The organism is Actinomycetes bacterium (assembly GCA_024222295.1).
Classification (GTDB): Bacteria; Actinomycetota; Acidimicrobiia; order Acidimicrobiales; family Microtrichaceae; genus JAAEPF01.
This window is the reverse complement of the sequence record JAAEPF010000024.1, coordinates 36,965-60,958: the sequence shown is the minus strand read 5'-3', so window position 1 is coordinate 60,958 and position 23,994 is coordinate 36,965. Positions and strand designations below refer to the sequence as shown.

Annotated in this window: 19 protein-coding genes; 12 read left to right on the top strand and 7 right to left on the bottom strand. The window is 69.5% G+C overall.

Annotation, left to right across the window (positions count from 1 at the left end; all coding sequences use genetic code 11):
- The first annotated feature begins 8 nt into the window (after positions 1-8).
- From GY812_08170 to GY812_08135, 8 genes are all read left to right on the top strand, one after another.
- A complete protein-coding gene (locus GY812_08170; protein ID MCP4435455.1) occupies positions 9-494 on the top strand; it encodes a benzoylsuccinyl-CoA thiolase in 486 nt (161 codons plus the stop codon).
- Positions 491-1,699 (top strand): lipid-transfer protein, encoded by a 1,209-nt coding sequence (locus tag GY812_08165; protein ID MCP4435454.1) that lies wholly within the window; start codon positions 491-493, stop codon positions 1,697-1,699. The genes GY812_08170 and GY812_08165 overlap by 4 nt, the downstream gene beginning before the upstream one ends.
- 94 nt (positions 1,700-1,793) lie before the next feature.
- On the top strand, positions 1,794-2,969 hold the full coding sequence (locus GY812_08160; GenBank protein ID MCP4435453.1) for an aminotransferase class I/II-fold pyridoxal phosphate-dependent enzyme: 1,176 nt from the start codon (positions 1,794-1,796) through the stop codon (positions 2,967-2,969).
- Positions 2,966-3,202, top strand: a complete 237-nt coding sequence (locus GY812_08155) for a hypothetical protein (protein ID MCP4435452.1) — start codon at positions 2,966-2,968, stop codon at positions 3,200-3,202. The genes GY812_08160 and GY812_08155 overlap by 4 nt, the downstream gene beginning before the upstream one ends.
- The gene (locus GY812_08150; protein ID MCP4435451.1) at positions 3,199-5,634 is read left to right on the top strand and encodes a glycosyltransferase family 4 protein; all 2,436 of its coding nucleotides are present in this window, start codon (positions 3,199-3,201) and stop codon (positions 5,632-5,634) included. The genes GY812_08155 and GY812_08150 overlap by 4 nt, the downstream gene beginning before the upstream one ends.
- Positions 5,631-6,962, top strand: a complete 1,332-nt coding sequence (locus tag GY812_08145; protein ID MCP4435450.1) for a glycosyltransferase family 4 protein — start codon at positions 5,631-5,633, stop codon at positions 6,960-6,962. Before GY812_08150 ends, GY812_08145 begins: the two co-directional genes overlap by 4 nt.
- Positions 6,959-8,587, top strand: coding sequence for a hypothetical protein (locus tag GY812_08140; protein MCP4435449.1), 1,629 nt, complete (start codon positions 6,959-6,961; stop codon positions 8,585-8,587). Before GY812_08145 ends, GY812_08140 begins: the two co-directional genes overlap by 4 nt.
- Complete coding sequence (locus GY812_08135) at positions 8,563-9,723, top strand: hypothetical protein (GenBank protein ID MCP4435448.1); 1,161 nt, start codon at positions 8,563-8,565, stop codon at positions 9,721-9,723. Before GY812_08140 ends, GY812_08135 begins: the two co-directional genes overlap by 25 nt.
- 11 nt (positions 9,724-9,734) lie before the next feature.
- Here the strand turns inward: GY812_08135 and GY812_08130 are convergent, their stop codons facing one another.
- The gene (locus GY812_08130) at positions 9,735-11,228 is read right to left on the bottom strand and encodes a hypothetical protein (protein MCP4435447.1); all 1,494 of its coding nucleotides are present in this window, start codon (positions 11,226-11,228) and stop codon (positions 9,735-9,737) included.
- A gap of 8 nt (positions 11,229-11,236) precedes the next feature.
- Positions 11,237-12,304 carry a hypothetical protein gene (locus GY812_08125; GenBank protein MCP4435446.1) on the bottom strand — a complete coding sequence of 356 codons (1,068 nt, stop codon included), beginning with the start codon at positions 12,302-12,304 and terminating at the stop codon, positions 11,237-11,239.
- A gap of 50 nt (positions 12,305-12,354) precedes the next feature.
- Here GY812_08125 and hrpB point away from each other — a divergent pair, with 50 nt between their 5' ends.
- Complete coding sequence (gene hrpB / locus GY812_08120) at positions 12,355-14,898, top strand: ATP-dependent helicase HrpB (protein MCP4435445.1); 2,544 nt, start codon at positions 12,355-12,357, stop codon at positions 14,896-14,898.
- Positions 14,899-14,905: 7 nt separating this feature from the next.
- Here the strand turns inward: hrpB and GY812_08115 are convergent, their stop codons facing one another.
- On the bottom strand, positions 14,906-16,579 hold the full coding sequence (locus GY812_08115) for a DEAD/DEAH box helicase (protein MCP4435444.1): 1,674 nt from the start codon (positions 16,577-16,579) through the stop codon (positions 14,906-14,908).
- A 123-nt stretch (positions 16,580-16,702) separates the two neighbouring features.
- On the bottom strand, positions 16,703-17,782 hold the full coding sequence (locus GY812_08110; protein ID MCP4435443.1) for a S1 RNA-binding domain-containing protein: 1,080 nt from the start codon (positions 17,780-17,782) through the stop codon (positions 16,703-16,705).
- A 91-nt stretch (positions 17,783-17,873) separates the two neighbouring features.
- On the opposite strand from GY812_08110, the gene GY812_08105 reads away from it, so the two are divergent.
- Positions 17,874-18,713, top strand: coding sequence for a hypothetical protein (locus GY812_08105; protein ID MCP4435442.1), 840 nt, complete (start codon positions 17,874-17,876; stop codon positions 18,711-18,713).
- Between the two features lie 22 nt (positions 18,714-18,735).
- On the opposite strand, the gene GY812_08100 is transcribed toward GY812_08105, so the two are convergent.
- Entirely contained in the window at positions 18,736-19,425 is a 690-nt protein-coding gene (locus GY812_08100) for a dienelactone hydrolase family protein (GenBank protein MCP4435441.1), read from the bottom strand.
- Positions 19,426-19,490: 65 nt separating this feature from the next.
- On the opposite strand from GY812_08100, the gene GY812_08095 reads away from it, so the two are divergent.
- Together GY812_08095 and GY812_08090 are read left to right on the top strand one after the other, a co-directional pair.
- Entirely contained in the window at positions 19,491-19,901 is a 411-nt protein-coding gene (locus GY812_08095) for a nuclear transport factor 2 family protein (GenBank protein ID MCP4435440.1), read from the top strand.
- Between the two features lie 113 nt (positions 19,902-20,014).
- Positions 20,015-20,812, top strand: coding sequence for a ParA family protein (locus GY812_08090; protein ID MCP4435439.1), 798 nt, complete (start codon positions 20,015-20,017; stop codon positions 20,810-20,812).
- A 117-nt stretch (positions 20,813-20,929) separates the two neighbouring features.
- On the opposite strand, the gene GY812_08085 is transcribed toward GY812_08090, so the two are convergent.
- Both GY812_08085 and GY812_08080 read right to left on the bottom strand, forming a co-directional pair.
- Positions 20,930-21,505 carry a superoxide dismutase [Fe] gene (locus GY812_08085; GenBank protein MCP4435438.1) on the bottom strand — a complete coding sequence of 192 codons (576 nt, stop codon included), beginning with the start codon at positions 21,503-21,505 and terminating at the stop codon, positions 20,930-20,932.
- Positions 21,506-21,615: 110 nt separating this feature from the next.
- A complete protein-coding gene (locus GY812_08080; protein MCP4435437.1) occupies positions 21,616-23,991 on the bottom strand; it encodes an HAD-IC family P-type ATPase in 2,376 nt (791 codons plus the stop codon).
- Positions 23,992-23,994: the final 3 nt, after the last annotated feature.

Below are 23,994 nucleotides of genomic sequence, written 5' to 3'. Positions count from 1 at the left end.
GAACCAAGATGGCCGAAACGACCAGACGCCGACCGGCAGTAGAGGGCTGGTTCCACATGCCCGAGGCCGGCTCGGGCGACCAGCCGGCCCTGATCGGCACCCGCTGCACCGAGAGCGGCACCTACTTCTTCCCGCCCGAGCGCGTGATGTCACGTGCTCCCGGCCACGCCGACTCCGCGCTGCAGGAAGTCCAGCTCTCGACCCGCGGCAAGCTCTGGAGCTACACCGACGCCCAGTACCAGCCGCCGCCCCCGTACGTGCCGGTGACAGAGCCACACGAGCCGTTCTGCATCGCTGCGGTCGAGCTCGAGGACGAGAAGATGGTCGTGATGGGCCAGGTACCTGCCGGAGTGACCGTCGACCAGCTGACGCTCGGCATGGAGATGGAGCTGGTACTCGACACGCTCTTCGTGGAGACCGACGAGGAGTCGGGCCGGAACACCGAGGTGGTCACCTGGAAGTGGGCACCGGTCGGACTGAAGGGATCGAACTGATGGAACAGGTCGCAGTTCTCGGGGTCGGCATGCACCCGTGGGGCAAGTGGGGACGCAACTTCGTGGAGTACGGCGTCGCGGCCGCCCGCGACGCCCTCAACGACGCGGGCATCGACTGGAACGACGTCGGCTTCGTGGCCGGCGCGGACACGATGCGCAACGGCTACCCCGGCTACGTCGCCGGTGCCACCTTCGCCCAGGCACTCGGCTGGACAGGCATACCGGTAACCAGCGCCTATGGCGCCTGTGCGTCAGGCGCCATGGCCCTCGAAGCGGCCCGCCAACGCATCCTGTCCGGGATGTGCGACGTTGCACTCGTCGTCGGTGCCGACACCACACCCAAGGGCTTCCTGAAGCCCAACTCGGGCGAGCGAAAGGACGACCCGGACTGGCTGCGCTTCCACGTGCTGGGTGCGTCCAACCCCACGTACTTCGCCATGTACGCGCGACGCCGCATGGACCTCTACGGCGCCACCCAGGACGACTTCGCAGCGGTCAAGATCAAGAACGCCCGCCACGGCCTCAACAACCCCAACGCCCGGTACCGCAAGGAGGTCACTGCAGCCGACGTCGAGAAGTCGCCGCTGGTCGCCTCACCGCTGCGGCTGCTCGACATCTGCGCCACCTCCGATGGCGGCGCGGCGATCGTGCTCACCTCGATGGACTATGCCCGCAAGCACCTCAGGGGCGACCCTTCGGTGCGTGTGGCTGCGATCTCCACGGTCACACCGACGTTCCCCAACACGATCATCGAGATGCCCGAGTTCGCCACCGACTCGGCGGCAGGCATCCCCGCCCCCGACCGCACCTTCAAGCAGGCGATCGGCGACGCCGCCTACGAACAGGCCGGCATCGGCCCCGAGGACGTAGGCGTGGCAGAGGTGTACGACCTCTCCACCGCCCTTGAGCTCGACTGGTATGAGGACCTCGGATTCTGTGGCCCCGGTGAAGCGGAGAAGCTGCTGCGCGACGACGTGACGACGCTCGGCGGCCGGCTGCCGGTCAACCCGTCGGGAGGACTCGCCTGCTTCGGCGAGGCAGTGCCCGCGCAGGCGATCGCCCAGGTGTGCGAGATCGCCTGGCAGCTGCAGGGCCGCGCCGAGGGACGCCAGGCACTCGACGACGCCGGCGAGCCCCCGAAGGTGGGCATCACCGCCAACCAGGGCCTGTTCGGACACGGCAGCAGCGTGCTGCTGACGCGCTGACGCACTCCAGCACGCGATTCGGCTCAAGACCGGCTCGCCATCGGCCGAAGCACCAAGCGGGAACACCACTGACCGCAGACCTACGATTGGCGTGATGGTCGCGCCCCGTGCCTCACAACGCTCGACGCGGATGTCCGCGTTCGAGGTGATGGACATAGTGAGCGCCGCGCGCGAGCGCGACCGCGCGGGGGTGTCTCCCGCGACTTGCCACCTGGAGGTCGGCCAGCCCTCGGCGCCCGCTCCTGCCCCGGTGCTCGATGCCGCCCGGGAAGCTCTCGGCGGACCACTGGGCTACTCAGATGCCATTGGCACCGCCGAGCTGCGCGATGCGATCTCGCGGTTCTACTCGCAGCGCTACGGCGTGGCCGTGGGCTCCGAACGCATCGCTGTGACCAGCGGAGCGTCCGCCGGCTTCGTGCTGTTGCTGCTGGCGATGTGCGATCCCGGCGACAGGGTGGCGGTCTTCGAGCCCGGGTACCCGTGCTACGCCAACATCGCGGACGCCCTCGGCGTCGAGGTCACAACCATCCATCTCGACGCCTCCACCAGCTACAGGCCCACGGTCGAACTACTCGACGCCGCGGTCCGCGGCCCGCTCAACGCCCTCATCGTGGCGAGTCCGTCGAACCCCACCGGCACTGCGCTCGACGAAGCGGCCCTCGCAGAGCTCGGCAGCTGGTGCTCTGCCAATGACACGACGCTGGTGGTCGACGAGATCTACCACGGCACGAGCACCACCCGGCTCACCACCGCCGCCGCCGGAACCGATGCCGTGGTCGTGCAGAGCTTCTCCAAGTACTTCTGCATGACCGGTTGGAGGCTCGGCTGGATGGTGCTTCCGAACAGCCTGGTCAGGTCGGTGGAACGCCTGTCGCAGAACCTGTACCTGAGCCCCAACGCGCTGTCCCAGAGCGCGGCGGTTGCAGCGTTCGGCGCAACCGACGAACTTGATTCCCATGCGGGTTCCTACGCCGCCAACCGCAGCGTGCTGATAGACGCCCTGGTCTCTGCGGGAGTGGCCGACATCGCCCCCGCCGACGGCGCCTTCTACGTGTGGGCGGACCTCGGCGGCTGGGGTGAATCGAGCACCCTGTGCAATGCGTGGCTCGGCGACATAGGTGTGGCAGCCACGCCTGGCACCGACTTCGACTCACAGCGCGGCGGGCGCTTCGTTCGGTTCTCCGTCGCCGGTGACGGCGCAGAGATCACCGAGGCCGCGCAGCGCCTGGGCGAATGGCTTGGCGCACACGGCGACCGGGCAGCCTCATGATCCGCGCCGACCTGAAGCACTGGCTGGCCACCGCCGACGCCTCACCGGCACGTTGGGTGCGCTCGACGCACCGTAGCCTGCTGCGGGCGCGGGCAAGGATGCGCACCGGTTCGGTGGCCGCCGAGATGGACCGCATCGTCGACAAGGCCCGCGACACGACCGCAGGATCGGGTCTGGGTGAGTCGGTCGCAACCAGGGTGAACCGTGCGCGCAGGCGCGGGGTGACACGGTGATCCGCACCGCTGCCATCGTGGCTCCGAGCCCGGTTCCGTTGCGCCCGGGGGGCGCCGAACGGCACTGGGAAACGCTGCGCGCCTCACTGGAGGACGCCGGCATCGCCGCCGACCTCGTGAAACTCCCGGTGCGCGAACACACCTTGGTCGACCTGGTCGACGGCTACGAGGCGTTCCGCCTGCTCGACCTGTCGCACGTGGATCTCGTGATCACCGGCAAGTACCCGGCCTGGATGGTGCAGCACCCCAATCATGTGGTCTGGATGCTGCACCCGCTGCGCGGCCTCTACGACACGTTCAATCCGGCGGCACATGAGGCCGAGCGGCTGCCCGAGATCGAGGAACTGGACCTGCTGGCGGGCGTTGTGTCCGAAGGAGCCAGCTGGACCGACCCCCTCGATGTGATCGACCTGGTCCGCGAGGCCGCCGACCGTCTCGGCCCATCGGCAACCGACCCCTTCGGTCCGCTGGTGTTGCCCTCCCGGCTGGCGGCATCAGTGGTGAGGATGCTGGACGCATGGGCGCTCAACCCGGCGCGGGTGAAGCGCCACTTCGCCATCTCGGACATCGTCGCCTCGCGCCCCGGCTACTTCCCTGCGGGATTGCACCCCGAGGTGATAGTGCCGCCGTCCTGCCTGCCCCAACCGACGAGCACCGCTCCCGGTGCGGGCCTGCTGTCGGTCGGGCGACTCGATGGGCCCAAGCGCGTCGATCTGGTCATCGACGCCTTCAAGCGCGTGGCCGACCCGTCCGCAACGCTCACGATCTGCGGCGACGGACCCCAGCGCCAGGAACTCGAACAACGCGCAGCATCCGACGACCGCATCCGATTCCGCGGCCGCGTCAACGACGCACAGCTCGCCGAGGCCTACGCGGATTGTGCAGCCGTCGTGGTGCCACCCCTGCACGAGGACTTCGGATACGTGGCCATCGAGGCCATGCAGGCTGGGCGTGCCGTCATCACCACCAACGACTCGGGCGGGCCTGCCGGTCTCGCCACCGACGATGTCGACGCCCTCGTGGTAGAACCCGAGCCGGAAGCTCTGGCCGAGGCCATGTCGGCACTCGTGGCGGACCCAGCCCGGGCTGCCGCGCTCGGCGAGGCGGGTTCTGCCACGGCTGCGCGCCATTCCTGGCCCGAAGCGATCAAGGAACTGATCGCGCCTGCAGCGCCGGTGAAGCTGCCCCCGGGGCGGCGCGGGCGGCTCGTTGCGGTCAGCACCTACCCGATCGCCGACTGGCCGGGCGGCGGGCCCGAACGCGCGCGCAACCTACTCGGCGGCCTCTCCGACGATGGCTGGGACGTGCACGTGGTCGCGATCGCGCCCCACGGCCGGGGCCACGAATCGACAGTCGCCGACGGCCTCTCCGAAGTCACCGTGGAGCCGTCGGCACGCCATGGCGCCGCCGAGCGGCGGCTGCGCCGCCTCACCGCCAATGTTGCGATCACCGACATCGCCGCTTCGGTGCTGTGGACCAGCACTCCGGAACTGGTGCAAGCCCTCGGATCGGCCCTGCGGGGTGCGGACGCCGCGGTGGCCGTGCAGCCGTACCTGGCACCAGCTGTACTGGAACTGGCGCCGGGCCTGCCACTGATCCTGGACGACCACAACCACGAGCGCTCCCTGAAGGCACAGATGCTGCCCGACGACGAGGCGGGCCAATGGATGCTGGACCGGGTGGCCGAAGCCGAGGGAGCCGCTGCCACGCGGGCGGTCCTCGTGGTGACAACCACCGCAGAGGACGCCCGATCACTCGAAGCCGACCACGGTCTCGGGCCTGGCCGCACCGTTGTCGTTCCCAACGGAGTGGCCTCCGACGACGTGGCGTTCACCGATGCCCTCGCACGAGCAGACAACGCTGCGGGCCTGCGGGTGTCGCTCGATGCCCCGGAGTCCGCGAGGATCGCCCTCTTCGTCGGTTCGGCACATGGACCCAACGTCGACGCCGCCCGAGAGATCCTGCAGATCGCGCCGCAGTTCGGCGACGTGGTGTTCGCCCTTGCCGGTGAGCACAGCGACCAACTCGACAGCCACGAGGCGCCCGACAACGTGCGCCTTCTGGGAGCGGTCACCGACGAGCGGCTCGGCGAGTTGTTGGGCGGTGCCGACGTGGCACTCAACCCGATGCGAACCGGTGGTGGGTCCAACCTGAAGGTCCTCACCTACTTCGCGGCCGGACTCCCGGTGCTGTCCACCCCCACCGGCCTTCGTGGCATCGCCGATCCTGACAACGTCGCCATGATGGCCACGGTCGACCGTTTCGCGCCCGCGTTGCGGACGATTCTGGCCGAGTCGCATCGGGGAGACACGGATGGCAGGGTGAAGGCAGCCCGCGAGTTGGTGGAGAACGAGTTCGACTGGTCCGTCATCGCGAAGAACTTCTCGGCTCTCGTGGGCGATGCGATCGCACAGCGAGAGGGCGTGGATTGACACAGCAGACGGCGAGCGGAGCACGTGCGCAGGTGTACGTGGAGGTGACCACGACGCTGGCCGCCCGTTTCACCGCGGGCTACGAGCGACTCGTGCGGAACGTGCTCGCAGGACTCGACGACCCCGATGCGCCGGTCGAGGTGGTGCCGGTGGTGGCCAAGGGCCGCAACGGGCACCGGAGGCTGACCGACAGCGAGCGCGAGCAGCTCGCCCACCACCCTGCAGGTGGCTCCAATTCCCGGCGCGCCGACCGCTTCGGGCCCCTGTCCCCGCTCGTGAGGGCCACTGTGGGCCTGCGTGTCGTGGGTCGTGCCCGTGCCGCTGCAGCCAACCAACGGCGCCGACTGATGACATCGCCGTCCGTGCGAGCACTCGATCTCGGGATACTGCCGATGGGCTCGGTGTGGCTCGACCTGGAGCCCGCATGGAATGACCCCGACCCGCGTCCGGAACTGCTCGCGCGGCTGCAGGCCGAGGGCATCCACTCGGCGGTCCTGGTGGCCGATGTGATGCCCGAGATACATCCCGACTGGTTCGACGGCCACCAGCGCGAGGTGTTCGGCGACTGGCTGCAGGCACACCTCGAGCACAGCGGTCTGTTCCTCTGCATCTCGCACAACACCGAGGCCGATCTTCGGGAAGTGGCCCGGCGCCGCGGCATCGCCCGTGAGCTGCCCACCGTTGTTGTGCCACTGGGTGCCGACCTGCCCGACGCGACGCCAGAGCCGGTGCACATGCCACCCGAGGTGGGCCGCTACATGCTCGTCGTGGGCACACTCGAGCCACGCAAGAACCAGAAGCTGGTACTCGATGCCTTCGACCGGCTGCGCCTGCGCCACGAAGACCTCGGACTCGTGCTCGTGGGACGTCAGGGCTGGATGGTCGACGAGCTGGCCGAGTCGATCCGCACCCACCCGGACTTCGGTGGGCGGCTGGTGTGGCCCGATGCGGTCTCCGACGGTCAGCTCGCCTGGCTGTACCGCCACGCGTTCCTGACTGTTGCGCCGTCGCGCTACGAGGGACTCGGCGTGCCCGTGATGGAAGCACTCGGATACGGAAGCCCGACGATCAGCTCGACCGGCGGCGCCCTCTCGGAGGCCGGCGGCGACCACGTGGAGACGATCGACCCCGATGACCTCGACGGCCTGTGTGTGGCCATCGAACGGCACTTGATGGACGACGACCACCACAACGACCTTCAGCAGAAGGCCTCCACGTACGTGGCGCCCCGTTGGGACGACACCGCCGTCGTGGTCGGCGCGGCACTGCAGCGGCTGGCTACTGAACCGCCCCCGATGCCCGGGCGCATGACAGGCGGATCGGCTTGAGCCCCACGACGGTCAGCACGCCCCGGGTCACCCGGGCGCTCGTGGCACTCACCGTGGCGGCCGGCGTGGTCGGCATGGTGCTGCGGCTCCTGCCGCGCAGTGCGCTGTGGCTCGATGAAGCGCTCTCGGTCCACATCTCGTCACTACAACTCGGCGACATTCCCGAAGCACTGCGGCGCGACGGCCACCCGCCGCTGTACTACTTCCTGCTGCATGGATGGCTGAAGCTCGGCGAGTCCGACTGGTGGGTGCGGGCCCTCTCGGCGCTGATCTCGGCCGCGGGCATTCCACTGGCCTACCTGGCGGGGCGCCGTCTCGGCTGGCGGAGGGGTGCAACCGGCCTCGGCGGCACCCGGGTCGGGTTGATTGCAGCATCGACGTGGTCGCTGTTGCCGTTCGCTGTTCGCTACGGCAGCGAGACCCGCATGTACGCGCTGGTGTCCACCCTCGTGCTCGGTGGGTACCTGCTGCTCGACAACCTGGTCGGCGAACCACGGCGCACCGACAAGCCGCTGCCGTCCGCGATACCGAGTGCAATCGGTCTCGCCCTCGTGACCGCCGCACTGCTCTACAGCCACTACTGGGCCCTGTGGCTGGGGGCTGCCACAGCCGTGGTGGTCATCGTGTCGCTGGTGCGCGCCGTGTCACCAGACCGACGGCGCCGTGCCTGGCTGGCGCTGGGGTCGCTGGCCGCCGGGGTGCTCCTGTTCGTGCCGTGGATACCGGCGATGCTGTTCCAGGCCGACAACACCGGCACCCCGTGGGGTGAGGTCTTCAGGCCCGCCACGATCCTCGTGGTCACCATCACGGACTTCGTGGGCGGTGGCTTCGGCGAACTCCAGGTCGTTTCATATGTGCTGTTCACAGTGATCGCCGTCGCGCTGTTCGGTGTACTGAGGCTGCGTGCTGGCCGCGAGGTGATCGAGCTCACGGCGGTGCCGCAGATCCGGGTGCTCACTGAGGTCACGGTGCTGCTCGCCACGCTCGGTATCGGCTGGGCAGCCAGTGCCGCGTCGTCGTCCACCTATGCCAGCCGCTACTCGGCGGTGGTCGCGCCGTTGTTTGCGCTGGCAGTGGCCGGCGGCATCGCCATGCTGCGCACCAGCCGCGCAACGTCGCTGGCGACCGCGCTGGTCTGTGCGGCGTTCGTCGTCGGGTCGGCCGTCGAGGTCGTGACCGATCGCACGCAGGCCGACATGGTGGCCGACGCGATCGAGGCCGAGGTCGCGGCGGGCGCATCCGCTGGTGACATCGCAGTCGTGGCTTGCCCCGACCAGCTGGGCCCTGCCACCAGCCGCGCGCTGGCCACCCGGGGAATCGACGTACCCGTCTACCCGTACCCGGTGATCGACAGCGATCCCCGGTTCGTCGACTGGGTCGGCTACGGGGAGCGCAACGAGGCCTCCGACCCCTCCGCCTTCGCGGCGGAGGTTGCTGCACGGCGTGGACCCGACACGACGGTCTACGTGGTGGCAAACACCGGCTACCTGACGTTCGAGGGCAAGTGCGAGGCCCTAGTTGCAGAGATCGGAGCCTCGGGTGGGTCGCCCGAGGTACTCGTGGCAGCCGACGCAGACAACCACTTCGAGAGCATGGGCCTGTGGGTGAGCAGACCCCCGGGGTGACCGCAACGGCGCCGGGCACCCCCTTGCGCTGGTCAGAGGGACTCGCCGCCGCGGCAATCGGCTGGGTGGCAGCCCGCCTGGCTGTCGCCGCCGGGTTCGTTTCGGCACATCTGCTGTCGGGGCGGGTCGACATGCCCGACGGCCGACTGCACCTCGACGAAGGACTGCTGACATGGGACGGCACGTTCTACCGGGTCATAACGGAGGGCTGGTACGCGGGGCCAGAGGTACCGACCGATGCGGTCCGGTTCTTCCCGGGCTACCCGGCGCTGGCGCGGGCGCTCGAACCGCTCATGTTCGGCAACGCGGACCTGGCACTGCTGCTCATCGCCAACGCCGCTGCCCTAGCCGCAGGTGTGATGCTCTGGCGCCTCGCCTCCGAGGTGACGGGCGACTCGACAGTCGGGGTGCGCGCGGCGTGGATGGTGGCGGTGATCCCTGCGGCCAACGTGATGGCGTTCGCCTACACCGAGTCACTCATGATGCTCATGGTTGCGCTGTGCCTGCTGGCGTTGCACCGGGGTTCTCCCGGCTGGGCTGCGGCCCTCGGGCTGGCTGCCGGCCTGCTGCGCCCGCAGGGTGTGTTGCTCGCAGTGCCGGTGGCCATCGAGGCGTGGCGCTGGTGGCGCTCGACCGATCGCCGCGAGCCGTCCCGTGTCGCCGCGTGGGCGGCCGCCACGGTGGCGCCCGTCGCGGGCCTCGCCACCGCCATGTGGGTGGTGTCACGCCGCACGGGCGACGTATTCGAGGCATTCACGATCCAGCGCCAGTTGCGCGACGGGTTCCGCGATCCGGTCACCCGGATCGGCCAGGCGTTCTGGGACTTCACCCAGGGCAGCCTGCACGACGTGTACAACGTGGCGTTCGCACTCGGCTTCCTGGCCCTGTTCGTGATTGCCGTGCGACGGCACCAGCCGCTGTCGTGGCTGGCATTCATGGCGGCCACGTGGCTGGTGGCGGTCGGCGGCAACAACATGGACTCGGTGGGCCGCTACTGTGTGGTCGCCGCACCGTTCGCCATCGCGCTCGCACAGTGGGCCCGCTCCAACGGTCGGCAGGTCGCCGTGGCGGTCGTCGGCCTGGGTGGGACCATCTGGTTCACAACCGAGGTGATGCTCGGCCGGATCGTCCCCTGAGCCGGATCGCCTCAGCCACCCGCCGCCGTGGTGGGGGCCTCGAGAGCGGCACGGAAGAACTGCTCGTCCTCGAAGATGCCCACATCGGCCAGGAAGATGCGGCCGTAGCGCTCGAAATACATGAGCTGCTTGGACAGCAGGAAGATTCCCCGGTCGAAGTCCGAGTCGTAGACGCCATGCGCCTCGGCGGCGGCGCGGACCCGCCGCTGCTCGCGGAACCGCCGGTAGATCGCCCGCAGACCCAGGCGCTCGGCCTCGAGGCCCTTGGCCTCGGCCACCTTCTGCTGCGGCGCGTTGAGCAGGTCTGCCAGTGAAACCTGACCGAACGGCTGGGTGAGCACCGGCCCGAGCGTGGCGCGCATGAAGGCCTCGAGTTGGTCGTCGTCCATGCCGAGCTGCTGTTCGAGCACCGGGCCGTAGACCTTGCGGGTATGGCGGGCCAGCGCCGGCCACGCCGACTCGTCTCCGAGGGCGGCCTCGATCAGCCTGCGGAAGAACAGGTGCGTGTCGGGATCGAGGCGGCCGACGATCCCCCAGTCGATCACGCCGACCCTGCCGTCGGGCAGCAACAGCAGGTTCCCCGCGTGCACGTCGCCATGGAACGTGCCCCAACGGATCGCCGTCAGCAGGAAGCCCTTCATCACCTCCTGCACCACGGGCGCCGGATCGTACCCGTAGCGGGCGACCGTGGTGAGGTCGTCGACCGGCACGCCGTCGAAGAACTCCATCGTGATGACCCTCGGCCCGCACAGCTCTGCGATCACCTCGGGAACCGTCACCCGGGGCAACGACACCTCGTCGAGCAGCTGGCGGTTGTGCACCATCGCGCGCGCCTCGTTGCGCAGGTCGAGCTCCTCGCCGATCTGCTCGCGGAAACCCTGGAACAGCGCGAGGAATTGCCCGGCTGCGTACTCACCGGTCTGCTTGGCCACGAGCTCGAGCAGCGGCTGGAACAGGTCGAGGTCAGTCGCCACCTGGTGCTCGATGCCCGGCCGAAGGACCTTGACCGCCACGCGGCGGCCGTCGACTGTAGTGGCCTTGTGCACCACCGAGATCGAAGCCGTACCGATCGGCGTTTCCGAGAAGCTCCAGAACGCCTCCTCGAGCGACATTCCCAGGTCGTACTCGACCGACCTGCGCACCTCTTCGAACGGCACGGCCGGGCCGGTGTCGAGGCAGGAGCGGAACTCTGCTGCGACATCGTCGCCGAACACGCCCGGCGACGAGCCGACCAACTGGCCGAACTTCATGAACGTGGCGCCCAACTCCTCGAAGGTGCGCCGCAATGGCTTGGCGTAGGCGTCGGGAGCTATCCGCCGGGTGAGGGCGGAACGCAACGCCAGCGGGGTGAAGTGCCTGGTGGTGACCAGCGCGATCTGGCGGGCACGCCGGGCGAGGTCGCGCCGGGAGACCTCGGGCAACTCGAGTGGATGCACCCGCGGCGTGTTCCACACGGCATCGGCGATCCCCGCCACCGCGTCGGTCTGTTCTGCCGTCGGTTCCATGGCTCCCCCTAGCGGCGCAACGTGTCCACGTCGGCGCCGTCGATGACGATCTCGACCTCGGGCTCGTCCGCCCCTTCGGGCAGGGCTTCTGCCGCAATCGCGGCTGCCGTGTCATGCACCTGGCCCCATGACGCGGTGCCGTCACACTTCGACAGCTCGTCAGAAGTAGGCGTCAGCACCACGCGGGCGCGGCCATCGACCACCGCTGCCTCGATCACCTGCATGTCTGCGGGCACCTTCGTGGTGGCCGAGTTGGCACGACCGGGCGTGCCCGAACCGAGTTCCTCGAGAGCCTGCAACAACCGGAACGACTGGTCACCGTCCTCGACCGGCACCGAAGCAGATCGGTCCGGGCCCCTGCAGGCACGCTTGGAGTTGAAGAACGCAATGGAGACCGCCCGCGTGGGGGGAGGCGACTCGGGCACCCCGCGCAGCCAGCCGGTGACCTCCCAGCGGTCCGGAAGGTCCTCGTCGTCCTCGTCGTCGCCGGCATCGCTGCGATCGGAGCCGGAAACGACACTGGCGGTGACGATGTCGATGCTCTGCATCGGACCGTTGGTGCCGATCCAGCTCGACAACACACAGGTCGACCACTGGCCGTTCTCACCGAACCAGCCACCGATCCGCGTCATGCGGGTCACCGTCGGCGAGGGGGCCCGCTCCTCGAGCAGGTCGAGAACGGCCTGCGAGGCAGCAAGGTCCCCGAAGCCACCACCCGTCGCAGACGCTCCGAACAGCTGGACCAGTTCCGCCGCCTCGTACTCCACCGCTGCGCCGGGCTCGGGGCAGTCCTCGCGGCGACCCGGCTCCGGCGTCTCACCGGCGCCGACGCCCGGGGTTGGCAGCTGCACCAGTTCGCCGTCATCGGATCCAAGGTTGACGTTGCCGCTGTTGCCGATCAGCCAGATGACGAAACCCGCGGCGACACAACCGGCGACCACCGCCGCCACGAACCACGGCCTCGCATAGGTGGGGGTCGGCTCGCTCCAGGCGACGACCGGCCCGGACTGTCCGTCGACCGGATCCGCCTCGTCGGCAGTGGTCTCCTCGGCACCCTCGCCGGGTACGACTCCCATTGGGCGGAGGCTAGCGAAGCGGGCCGAGGCGCCCGCAATAGGGTGACTCGATGGTCGACTCCACGGGTGCAGCGCAAGAGGACGGCTTTCCCGTTCTCGCTGCCGTGGCGCGTGTGGCGTCGGCGCTCGAGGAGCAGGGCACTGCCGTGCTCGTGGCGCCGCCTGGCACCGGCAAGACCACCGAGCTGCCGCCGGCGCTGGATGCCGACCCCTCGGCACGGGTGGTCCTGGTGGTCCCGCGCCGCATGGCCGCCCGCGCCGCGGCGGCGCGGATGGCGCACAGGCACGGAGGCGCGGTGGGGGGCCGCTTCGGGTACTCGGTGCGCAACGACCGCAGGGCAGGTCGCGACACAGTCGTGGAAGCCGTCACCCCGGGTCTGTTGCTGCGGCGACTCCAGTCGGACCCCTCGCTGGAAGGTGTCGGCAGGGTGATACTCGACGAGTTCCACGAACGGTCGGTCGACCTCGACCTGCTGCTCGCCCTGCTACTGGACGTGCGTTCAGCGCTGAGGCCGGACCTACAGCTGCTCGTGATGTCTGCAACGTTGCAGGCGTCGACGGTCGCCTCCGTGATGGGCGGCGAAGGGCCCGCGGCGCCGGTGGTCGAGGTGGAGTCCGCCATCCATCCCGTACAGACCATCCACCGACCCGGCTCGGCGCACGACCCGCTCCCCCGCCGGGTGGCGGGTGTGGTCACCGAAGCACTCGCGGACCACGCCGGTGACGTGCTCGCGTTCCTGCCGGGGCGTGGTGAGATCGTCGCCACCGCACGCGAGCTTGGACGCCGCAGCGGTGGTGGCGTGGAGGTGCATGAACTCCATGGCTCACTTCGACCGGAGGAGACCGACGAGATACTGGCCCCTGCTCCGAGGTCGGGCCGCAAGCGGCGGGTCGTACTCTCGACCGCAGTCGCGGAGACCTCGCTGACCGTACCGGGGGTGCGGATCGTGGTGGACTCCGGCAAGCGCCGCTCGTCGGAGGTCGACCCACGCACAGGGCTGCCGGGGCTTGTCACCAGGGCCGTGTCACTGGACGGCGCGGACCAGCGCCGCGGCCGGGCAGGCCGTGAGGCGCCCGGGGTCTGCTACCGACTCTGGGCTGCATCGGAAGAGGAGACCCGCCGCAGGTCGGACCCGCCGGAAGTGACCGTCGCCGACCTCGCGCCGATGCTGCTGCAGGTTCTCGACTGGGGCGTGGAAGACCCCGCGGACCTCCGATGGCTGGACGATCCGCCCGCCGCCTCGGTGCAGCGGGCAGGCGAACTGCTGCGCGACCTGGGCGCCACGCACGCACACAGGCTCACGCGCACCGGTCGGCGGCTCGCGCAGATCGGGTTCCATCCGCGCCTCGGCGCGATCGTCGCGGCCGGACAGGACACCGGGGAGCCCGACCTGGCAGCACAGGTGGCATCCGTGATCGAGTCGGAAGGAGCCGGCCACCGAGACGTGGCCGATGCGGTCCACGCGCTGCGGGCCGGGTCCCTCGGCGGTTCGGCCAGGGCCTCGGAGCGACAGTGGCGCAGGCGACTGGGACTCGACCGGGCCTCCCATGGCAGCGGCGTCGGAGGTGCCGACCTCGACCGGGCGGTCGGGTCGATGGTGCTCCACGGATACGCGGACCGCGTCGCCCGAAGGCGGGCTGACCGCGACGGCGTGTTCCACATGCGCAGCGGCGGCGAGGTGGAACTGCCCACAGGCTCGCCCGGACTCCACAGCAGCGAGTGGATCGTGGTGGTCGAGGTCGACTCGCGGGCCGGGTCGGGGCGACCCGGCAGGGTGCACCTCGGTGCCGCACTGCACGAGCACGACGTCCACCGGCTGATTGCCGACGCCGAAGAAGCCGGGCTCACCGACGAGACGGTAACCACCGCCTGGGATGCGGCCACGGGGGCCGTGTCCCGCACCGTCACCAGGCGACTCGGCGCAGTCACGATCGACACCGCACGCACACGCGGTGCGTCACACGACGAACTCACCGAGGCCGTGACGGCCGTGATCGCCGAATCGGGACCTTCCGCCCTCGCGGGCTGGGCCGGGACCGAAGGCCTTCGCAACCGGCTCGCATTCCTCGCCGCCACCGGTGTGCCCCGCCCGTCGGACGCCGGGACCGGCTGGCCGGACCTCTCCCGGGGAAGCCTCGCGGCCACGGCACCCCATTGGGTCCCGGCGCTGACCGCCGCTGCGGGCGATGCCACGTTCCAGCCCTCCCCCGACTCCATTGCCGCCGCGCTGACCGCCGAGCTCAGTTGGGAGGACCGGGCCGCACTGGACGCCGAGGCCCCGACCCATTTCGAGGGGCCGGGGGGAAGGCGGATTCGGCTTTCCTACGGTGCCGTCGACTCCGACCCGGCGTCGGCGCTGCTCACCTGCCGGCTGCAGGACCTGATCGGAGTCGACGAGCATCCCGTCGTCGGCACCAAACGGACGCCAATCACCGTCGAACTCCTCTCGCCGGCGCGCCGACCACTGCAGCGCACGCGGGACCTGCCTGGCTTCTGGCGAGGCAGCTACGGCCAGGTACGGGCCGAGATGCGCGGGCGGTACCCGAAGCACAACTGGCCCGAACGCCCATGGGAGCCGACGCAATCCCGCTGAGGTGTGCTCAGCCGTTGCGCAGCCAGCGGCGGCCTGCGGCGTGGCGCGACTCGAGCTGTGCGACTGTGGCCGCGCCGATCTGGTCGATGCCTGCGAGCCGATTGAGCTCCCGGTTCACCTGGGCGTGACCCCAACCGGTGGCGTGCACCAGTTCGACCGCCAGATCCGCGTTGGCCTTTCGCATGGCCGCCTTGCGCTCCCGCAAGGTCGTGTGGCCGCTGGCAGGGTCGTCCGCCGCACCGGCCGACTTCGCGGCCCGGCCCGACGGCAACGGGGGCGGGTGAAACAACAGCTCCACCCCCGCTGGTTCGCGGTCGACCGCCGGATCCTGCGCGGCATCGTCATTGGGGTCGTCGGGGTCGCGGCCGAACACGCCCTCCCCGCCCGTCGTCTCGGAGTCCATGGCCACCGAGCCGATCACCGAGAACATCGACAACTGTTCCTCGTCGCCCTCATCCATCGGCTCCGATCCCTCGGCGCGCACCACTTCGCGCTCGGCACGACGCCTCAGGCTGTGGCGGCGCGACTCCGCGATGGACGTGGCGTGGCGGGTCAGGCGTGGGTCGTCGGGAAGGAACACGTAGGCCTTCTGGCGGCCGGCCCCGCGAACCCAACGCACCACCCGGCCGACGGCCTGGCGAAAGAACAACTCGGTCGTGGTGGTGGTGGCGAACACCGCCAGGCGCAGCCGGGGGATGTCGACACCCTCGGAAACCATCCGCACCGCCACGATCCAGCGTTCGTCGCTCTCGGCGAAGCGGGCGATGTGCTTCGAGGCCGACGGGTCATCTGACGTGGCGAGCGTGACCTGGCCCGGGTTGTGCCTTCCGAGCAGGTCGGCGATCGCCCGGGCGTGGTCCACGTCGGTGGCAATCACCAGCCCGCCGGCATCGGTGTGGTCGCGGCGGATGTCGGTGAGCTTCGCGTCGGCCTCGCCCAGCACCGTGGGCAGCCAGTCACCTTCCAGCGACAGCGCCGTGCGCAGTCGCTGATTGGACTTCTCGCGGCTGAGCTCGTCCTCGAAGGTCGCGGCGACCACTTCGCCGTCTGATGCCACCCATTCCATGAACCCGCCGGTGCGGGGGAAGTACACCGGGCGCACCACGCCGCGGTCTGCGAGCGCGTCGCCGTAGCCATACTCCACGTCGGGGCGTGCCTCGTCGAGGTGGTAGTCGACGAAGGGGATCTCGGCGTCGTCGGACCGAAACGGCGTGCCCGACAACGAGAGCCGCTGAGCCGCCCCGTCGAAGGCCTCCAAGAGCGCGACGCCCCAGCTGCGCTCGTCGCCCGCGTGATGCACCTCGTCGAGCACCACGAATGAGTCGCGGGACACCGCTGCCAGCTGTGCACTCGACTGAGCCACCTGCTGGTAGGTGGTGACAATGCCGTGCATGTCATCGGGCAGGGCGCTGTCGGCCGGGGTCCAGAGGTGGTCGAGGTGGAGACCGAACACCGCCGCGGCCTTGGCCCACTGGGACTTCAGGTGCTGGGTGGGAGCAACCACCACGACCCGCCTGCCCGGATGGTCGCCCAGGTGCTGCACGATCGCGGCCAGGGCGAAGGTGGTCTTGCCCGCTCCCGGTGTCGCCACGGCCAGGAAATCAGGGCCGTCGGCCGCATCGAGCTTGCCCAAGGCGTCGGATTGCCACGGCCGCAGCCTGATCCTCGTGGGACGGCTCACCGCCTGGGAAACCCGGTCACCTGCGCTCTCTTCGGTGGATTTCCTCTTCGGCCTGGACACAGCGGCGTCAGCTTAGAAGCCGCACGACCCCACCCCGGCCACCCCACTCGGATCGATACCGGGTCAGTCGAGCAGGTTCGCCTGCAGGGCGGAGAGGCTGAGGCGGTTGCGTTCGGCGTCGACCGACAGCACCTTCACCCTCAGTGGCTCACCCGGTACCACCAGCTGGTCTGCTCGCTGTCCGGGGATCTCGGACAGCTCCGACACGTGTACGAGCCCCTCGGCCCCGGTCGGCTCGATCCTCGCGAACGCGCCGTAGTCGACAACCCGCTGCACGACCGCGTCGCAGACGGCGCCCACTTCGACCGCCTCGAGCGGATTCGGTGACACACCCCGCAACGACAGGCCCAGGCGACGCTTCGACCGACTCACGTCCAGCACCACCACCTCGACCTCGGCACCGACGTCCACGACGTCGCTCGGATGGTCGAACCACGACCAGCTCAGCTCGCTGCGGTGCACCAGGCCGCGCAGCTGGCCGATGCGCACCTTGGCGCCGTAGTCCTCCACCGCCACGACCGTTGCGTTGTGGCGCTGGCCGGCCTCGAGAGCCGCCCATTCGTCCTTCTCGGCTGCGCGGCGTTCCTTGCGCAGCGCATCGCGGCGGGACACGACCAGACGGTCCTTTGCCCGGTCGATCTCGTTGACCGTGACGTGCACCACGGAACCCACGAGTTCGGCCAACTCGCCGGAGTGGTCACCAACGAGCGAGCGCGGCAGGAACGCACGCACACCGAGGTCCACCACGAGTCCGCCCTTGACCTCCTTGGCCACGGGGCCGGACAGGACTTCCTTGTTGTCGCGGGCCTCTTCGATGCGGTGCCATGCATCGGACTTCGCGGCCCACGACGCCGACATCGCAACCCGTCCTCGCGGATCCTCACGGTGCAGCACCGCAGCGCGCGCCTGCGATCCGGCAGAAGCCGACAGGTGTGCCCTGTCCCAGTCGGCCCTGGGGATGACCCCGGTGCGGCCGTCGGCGAGCCGCACCTCGACCTCGCGGTCACCGAGGTCGGCAACGACCACATCGACCACCGTTGGCTCCTGGTCGGCCCGGTCGCCCGCGGGGCGCGGCTGGCCGGGGCCGCCGTCGCCGGGAGGACGAGGGGGCATGGGGGGCGGAGGTGGAACCGACTTGCTCACGTCAGCCGAGGGTAACGCCGCAATTGCCCGCTAGCGCTGCGCGAATGGCAGCGGCTGGGTCGACTTTCAGGGCCACCACTAGGTTGAGCGCATGGAACCCAATGGAAGCGATGAAGCAGTCCGGGTGGGAGCGATGCTGTTCACCCTCGTCGACCCGAGCAAGGGCCACGAGGCCGCCTACAACCGCTGGTACGAAGAGGATCACCTCTACTCCGGATGCATGGTCGGGCCGTGGCTGTTCGCCGGGCGCCGCTGGGTGTCGACCCGTGACCTCAAGGACCTTCGCGTCCCCGAAGGGGTGCCCGACGAGGCCGCAGTGGCCCGCCCGCTCGACGCCGGCAGCTACCTCGCCACCTACTTCATCCACGCGGGCCACGAAGCCGAACACTTCGCGTGGGCCAACAAGCAGGTCTTCGAGCTGTACGACAACGACCGTGGCTTCGACGAGCGCCACCACGCCCACACCTCGCTCTACTTCCATGTGGGCGAGCACCGGGGAACCTCCGACGTGCCCTCCCACATGGCTCTCGACCATCCCTACGCCGGGCTCGTGTCGATTCACCTGGACCGCGAGAACGACGTGCGCCACGAGCAGTACGCCGAGTGGTTCGACGAGGTCGTGTCACCCACGCTGTTCGGCGACGACGGGCCGGTGGATCTGGTGCTCGACTGGCGACCGATCATCCCGAAGGGCTCCGAAGGCAGCGCACCGATGGAACTCGGCACCGGGCCGGGCACCCGTCAGCGAAGCCTGCAGCTGCTGTTCTGTGGCGCACAGCCCGGCGGCAGCTTCGATCCGGCCGCGGACTGGGACACGATCGCCGAGGTGGTCGATCGCATCGAGGAGTCAGGCCTCGCCACGGTGCGCCTCGCGGCGCCGTTCATCCCCACGGTCCCCGGCACCGACACCTACACCGACCAGCTCTGGTAGCCCACCAGATCCGCACCCGCGGTCAGTTCGAGTCGAGCGAGTCGTGCAGGAACGCGGCAGTGCTCTCCCAGCAGAGGTCGGACTCGCGGCGCTCGATGTCGTTGCGCTCCCCCGTCACGCCGTTGGGCCCCAGCATCTCGACACCCGACTCGGCAAAGAAGTGCCGGGCGCCGGAGTGGCGGTGCACCGCCACCGACTTGTCGAGCAACCTCATGTGGGCCTGCATCTCCGAAGCCGAATCCTCCGAGACGATCGGGTCCAGCTCGGCGAAGTGGCACAGCACCGGTGCGGTGAGGTCGCTGAAGTCGATGTTCTGCACCCCGTAGTGGGCCACGGCGGCAGCGACCGAGTCGGGTTGGCGGGTGGCCACCCACAGCGCCCATGAAGCTCCCATCGACTGCCCCACCACGCCGACCGGCGCTTCCGGGTCGACCGAATGGGCCCGCAAGGCAACGATGCTCGACAGGATCGCCGCCGCGGTGGCGTCGATGTCTGCTGTCGCCAGTCGCTCGACGGCGGCGGTCACCTCGGTCGGGTTGTCTCCGGGCAGCAGATTGGGCGCAAGTACGGAGAACCCCTCATCCGCCAGGGCCTCCACACGGTCCTTCACGCCATCGGTGAGACCCCACCAGGAGTGCAGGAACAGCACGCCCGGGCCCGGGCCTGATTCGGGCTTGGACAGGTACGCGTTTCCGGCGCTTCCTTCAGGCACGTCCAAACACTGCCACGCCGAAGTGGAGCCCGGGCGAATCCGCACCGGTCATTAGGCTGCCAGCCATGCCGCAGCTCTGTGACGCGTTCGACAGCCACCCCGCCCGCGACGCCTCCCTGCGATCCATGGAAGCGGTCGAGGCCGGCGACCGCGACGCATGGCTCGCGCTGTTCGCTCCCGACGCGATCGTGGAGGACCCGATCGGGGAATCGATACTCGACCCCGAGGGCAAGGGGCATCGCGGGGCCGACGAGATCGCTGCCTTCTACGACAACGTGATCGGCCCCAACCAGGTTCGCTTCCGCATCGACCAGTCGTGGGCGGCCGGCAACGAGGTCGCCAACGTGGGCACCATCACAACCACCATGGGTGATGGAACCGTGGTTCACACCGACGGCGTGTTCACCTATCGAATCAACGACGCCGGACAGGTCACCGCGCTGCGGGCCTACTGGGAGGTTGCGAGGCTTCGTTGACTGCGAGACAGGTCGCCACCATGTGGCTCCCTGCCGCAGATGGTGTCCGTACAGCTGCAACAGGCTGGTCGAGTCCGGTACCGCTGCGGCCGGTCGTGCGCGAGGATGGGCGCATGGGCACGGTGACGGTGGTTCTCAACCAGAAGGGTGGGGTTGGCAAGACCACCGTGGCCGTCGGCTTGGCAGCCGCCGCCCAGCGCGCCGGCGATCCGGTGCTCCTCGTCGACCTGGATCCGCAGGGCAGTGCCGGCTGGGCGCTCGGCGTCGAAGCGAGCAACGAGCACCTGTCGGTGGGCGACGCCCTGCGCACAGGGCGGGCCGACGTGGCCGAGGCCGCCACGGTCGAATCGGGCTGGGGCGAAGGTGTCGACGTGCTCCCGGCAAGCCCTGAACTCATCGACCGCGAGGGTGACGACCGGGCGGATGACGCTGCGCTGCGGCTACGACGGGCGCTTTCGACGCTGCGCGACGAGTACCGCCACATCATCATCGACTGCGCTCCGTCTCTCGGCCCCACAACCAACTGCGGGCTGGCGGCAGCCGACGGCCTGCTCATGGTGGTCGAGCTATCGGCACTGTCGGTGCGCGGAGCCGACGCTGTCATGGCCGCTGCACATGAGGTGGGACTCGGACTCAACCCGTCGCTCGACCTGTTCGGTGTGGTCGTGAACCGCGCCCCCGCCACCTCGGCCGAGGCCGTCCGCCAGGCCGGGGAACTCACACGCCACATGGGCACCCATGCCGTGTGGAAGCCCTTCGTGCCCCAGCGGACCGTGCTCAACGAGGCCGTCGGCCGGCGTGCGCCTCTGCACGACCTCGGATACCGGGCGCGCGACACCGTGCACATCTTCGACGAGCTCTACCAGCACCTCGACAGGGCCGCTTCGGACTCGCAGGCCGCCGTTGCGTGAAGCATCCATCGCCGAGCTGACCAGCCGGCGCGGGATGGCAAGGCGCACACGGGCCAACTGAAACGGCCGGACCGTTGCCGGCCCGGCCGTTCGGTCACAACGTGGTGATGACCCTGGTCAGCCCATGTTCTGGGCCACGAAGTCCCAGTTGACCAGCGAGTCGAGGAAGGTCGAGATGTAGTTGGGCCGGGCGTTGCGGAAGTCGATGTAGTAGGCGTGCTCCCACACATCGATGGTGAGCAACGCCTTGGCGTTGTGCTTCATCGGCAGGTCGGCGTTCGCCGTCTTCATGATCTCGAGGCCCGAGCCGGAGTCGACCAGCCATGCCCAGCCGGAACCGAACTGTGTGGTGGCGGCCTCGGCGAACTTGGCCTTGAAGTCGTCATAGGAACCGAAGGCGGAGCCTATGGCGTCGCCAACTGCTCCCTCGGGGGCGCCGCCGCCGTTGGGCGACATCGAGTTCCAGTAGAAGGTGTGGTTCCACACCTGGGCGGCGTTGTTGAACAGACCACCGTCGGCGCCCATGATCACGTCTTCGAGGCTCTTGCCGTCAGCGTTGTCGTCGGTGAGCTTGTTGAGGTTGGTGACGTAGGTCTGGTGGTGCTTGCCGTAGTGGTACTCGAGCGTCTCCGCCGAGATGTGGGGCGCAAGGGCGTCCTGGGCGTAGGGCAATGCGGGCAGCTCGAAGGCCATCTGCGGCTTCCTTCCGTAGTTTCCAGATGATGCTGGATGGATCGTGATTCGTCTTGTCGCGACGGTAGCCCAACCAGCGGGCAGTTGATTCCGCGGCAAACCATGCAGGCTCAGCCAGACGGAGGCGGCGCCGGGGGCGGCACCTCTCCCCCGTCCGCCGTGACGGGAACGAAGTGAAGTACTGCCGCGGACGCTGCAACAACCGTCGCCATGAAGATCCATGTGTCCGCCGGCGGCATGTCCAGCTCGAACAGCGCTGCCAGCCACGGGACCACCAACACGGCCAGCACGGCCGCCGCCATCGCAGCCACGAGTGCCCAGCGCCAGCGTGGCAGCGAGCCGGTGAGGCGCAACAGGATGGCGAGACCCACGCCGAGCAGCGTGATCGTGGCCGCGGAGCGGGCCTCGATCAGCGTCGTGCCCGCGTTGGCGCGTCCGACCAGGTACACGGTCAGCGCCGCGACGGCCGCGATCGCCCCGGCCGGCACGGCGAACCGCACGACGCGCCCCAGAAAGCCGGGGCGCGCACGCCGCGGGTCAGGCGCCAGGGCGAGGAAGACCCCTGGAATGCCGACGCTGAGTGTGCGTACGAGGGTGAGGTGCCTCGGCAGGAACGGGAAGTCGGTGCCGATCACCGCGATCGTGAGTGACACCAGCATTGAGTAGACGGTGCCGTACACGAACAGGTTGGCGGCCCGCTCAACGCTGTTGATGACGCGGCGGCCCTCGGCCAACGCCACCGGCAGCACGGAGAACCTGTTGTCGAGCAGCACCAGCTGGGCGACCGCCCGGGTCGCAGCCGAGCCCGCTCCCATGGCTATGCCCATGTCGGCGTCCTTCAGCGCGAGCACGTCGTTCACCCCGTCGCCCGTCATCGCCACCACATGGCCGCGGGACTGCTGCGCACCCACCATCGCCTGCTTCTGCTGCGGGGTCACGCGGCCCAGCACGACTGCGTCCTCCAGGGCCTCTCCGAGCTCCGCTGGGTCAGTCGGCAGGGTTCGGGCGTCGACACCGCGGTCCGCCCCCGGCACCCCGGCCCTGCGGGCCACCGCTGCAACGGTGTCCGGATGGTCACCGGAGATCACCTTCAGGCGTACCCCCTGCTCCGAGAAGTAGTCGAGGATCTCCGCTGCGTCGGGCCGGATGGTGTCCTCCAGCACCACGAGGGCCAGGGGCTCGAGGGCCGGCGGCAGGTCCTCGCCAGTGAGGTCCGCAGCTGTGGCCACCATCACCACACGCTTGCCTTCCCGGGCCAGGTCCTCGATCCGGCCTGCCACGGCACCGTCGTCGGGCGCCAGGAACTCGGGAGCGCCGAGGTACACCGCGAGCGGGCCATCGGCGCGGTCGAACTGCGCTGCGGACCACTTGCGCGCAGAGGAGAAGGGCACGGAGTCGACCAGCTTCCAACCCGGGTCCAGCGGGTACGCCTCGCCGATGGCGGCGAGCGTGGCGTTCGGATCGGGATCGGCACCCGCCAGCGCGGCCAGGCAGTCAGCGGACAGCGACGAGCCAGCCGCCTCGCCACCCAGCGGGACCACCTCCGACGCCGTGATGTCTCCAGTGGTGATGGTGCCGGTCTTGTCGAGACACAGCGTGTCGACGCGCGCCAGGAGTTCTACCGAAGCGAGCTCCCGCAACAGCGCGTCCTTGCGGGCCAGGGTTATGACCCCGGCCATGAACGCCAGACTGGTGAGCAGAACCAGTCCGTCGGGCACCATCGCCACCGCGGAGGCCACCACGCCGGCGAGGGCCTCCTGCCAGGTGTCGCTCACCTCGAGGAGCCGCCAGAACAGCAGTGCCGCCACCGGCGGGATCGCCAGCATCAGCGCCTTCAGCACGCGGTTGATGCCGGTGCGCAGTTCGGAGTCGACCAGCGTGAACCGCCTTGCCTCGTCCGCCAGCGATGCCGCGTAGGCGTGCGCTCCCACCCGGGTCGCGCGGTACGTGCCGCTACCGGCCGCAACGAAACTGCCCGACAGAACCTCGTCACCGACCGCCTTCAGAACCGGGTCGGCCTCGCCGGTGAGCAGGGCTTCGTCGACGTCCAGTCCGGCCGAGTCGACCACCTCACCGTCCACAACCACCTGGCTTCCCATGCGCAGCACCAGCAGGTCGTCCTGCACGACCTCCTCGACCGACAACTCCACCTCGGCCCCGTCGCGCACGGCAATCGCAGTCGGTTCCTGCAACACCGCGAGCCGGTCGAGGGCGGCACGTGCTCGAACCTCCTGGATCGTGCCGATCGCCGAGTTGGCGACTATCACGCCCGCGAACAGCATGTCGGCGCTGGGCCCGCCGCGGGCCACGAGGATCGCCACAAACAGCACGCCAACCACGGCGTTGACCGGAGTGAGGAGGTTGGCCGACAGGATCTGGCCGGTCGTGCGCGAGGGTGCTTTGGGAACCTTGTTGACCCGGCCATCGGCAGTCCGTTCCGCCACCTCGGCCGCGGTCAGACCGGCGGGCACTTGCGTCGACTCCATGGC

Excerpts from the sequence above, each read along its gene's own strand:
- GY812_08160 (MCP4435453.1), top strand. The coding sequence starts at position 1,794 with ATGGTCGCGCCCCGTGCCTCACAACGCTCGACGCGGATGTCCGCGTTC.
- GY812_08155 (MCP4435452.1), top strand. The coding sequence starts at position 2,966 with ATGATCCGCGCCGACCTGAAGCACTGGCTGGCCACCGCCGACGCCTCA.
- GY812_08080 (MCP4435437.1), bottom strand. The coding sequence starts at position 23,991 with ATGGAGTCGACGCAAGTGCCCGCCGGTCTGACCGCGGCCGAGGTGGCG.
- GY812_08085 (MCP4435438.1), bottom strand. The coding sequence starts at position 21,505 with ATGGCCTTCGAGCTGCCCGCATTGCCCTACGCCCAGGACGCCCTTGCG.
- GY812_08095 (MCP4435440.1), top strand. The coding sequence starts at position 19,491 with ATGCCGCAGCTCTGTGACGCGTTCGACAGCCACCCCGCCCGCGACGCC.
- GY812_08130 (MCP4435447.1), bottom strand. The coding sequence starts at position 11,228 with ATGGAACCGACGGCAGAACAGACCGACGCGGTGGCGGGGATCGCCGAT.
- GY812_08170 (MCP4435455.1), top strand. The coding sequence starts at position 9 with ATGGCCGAAACGACCAGACGCCGACCGGCAGTAGAGGGCTGGTTCCAC.
- hrpB (MCP4435445.1), top strand. The coding sequence starts at position 12,355 with ATGGTCGACTCCACGGGTGCAGCGCAAGAGGACGGCTTTCCCGTTCTC.
- GY812_08090 (MCP4435439.1), top strand. The coding sequence starts at position 20,015 with ATGGGCACGGTGACGGTGGTTCTCAACCAGAAGGGTGGGGTTGGCAAG.
- GY812_08125 (MCP4435446.1), bottom strand. The coding sequence starts at position 12,304 with ATGGGAGTCGTACCCGGCGAGGGTGCCGAGGAGACCACTGCCGACGAG.
- GY812_08105 (MCP4435442.1), top strand. The coding sequence starts at position 17,874 with ATGGAACCCAATGGAAGCGATGAAGCAGTCCGGGTGGGAGCGATGCTG.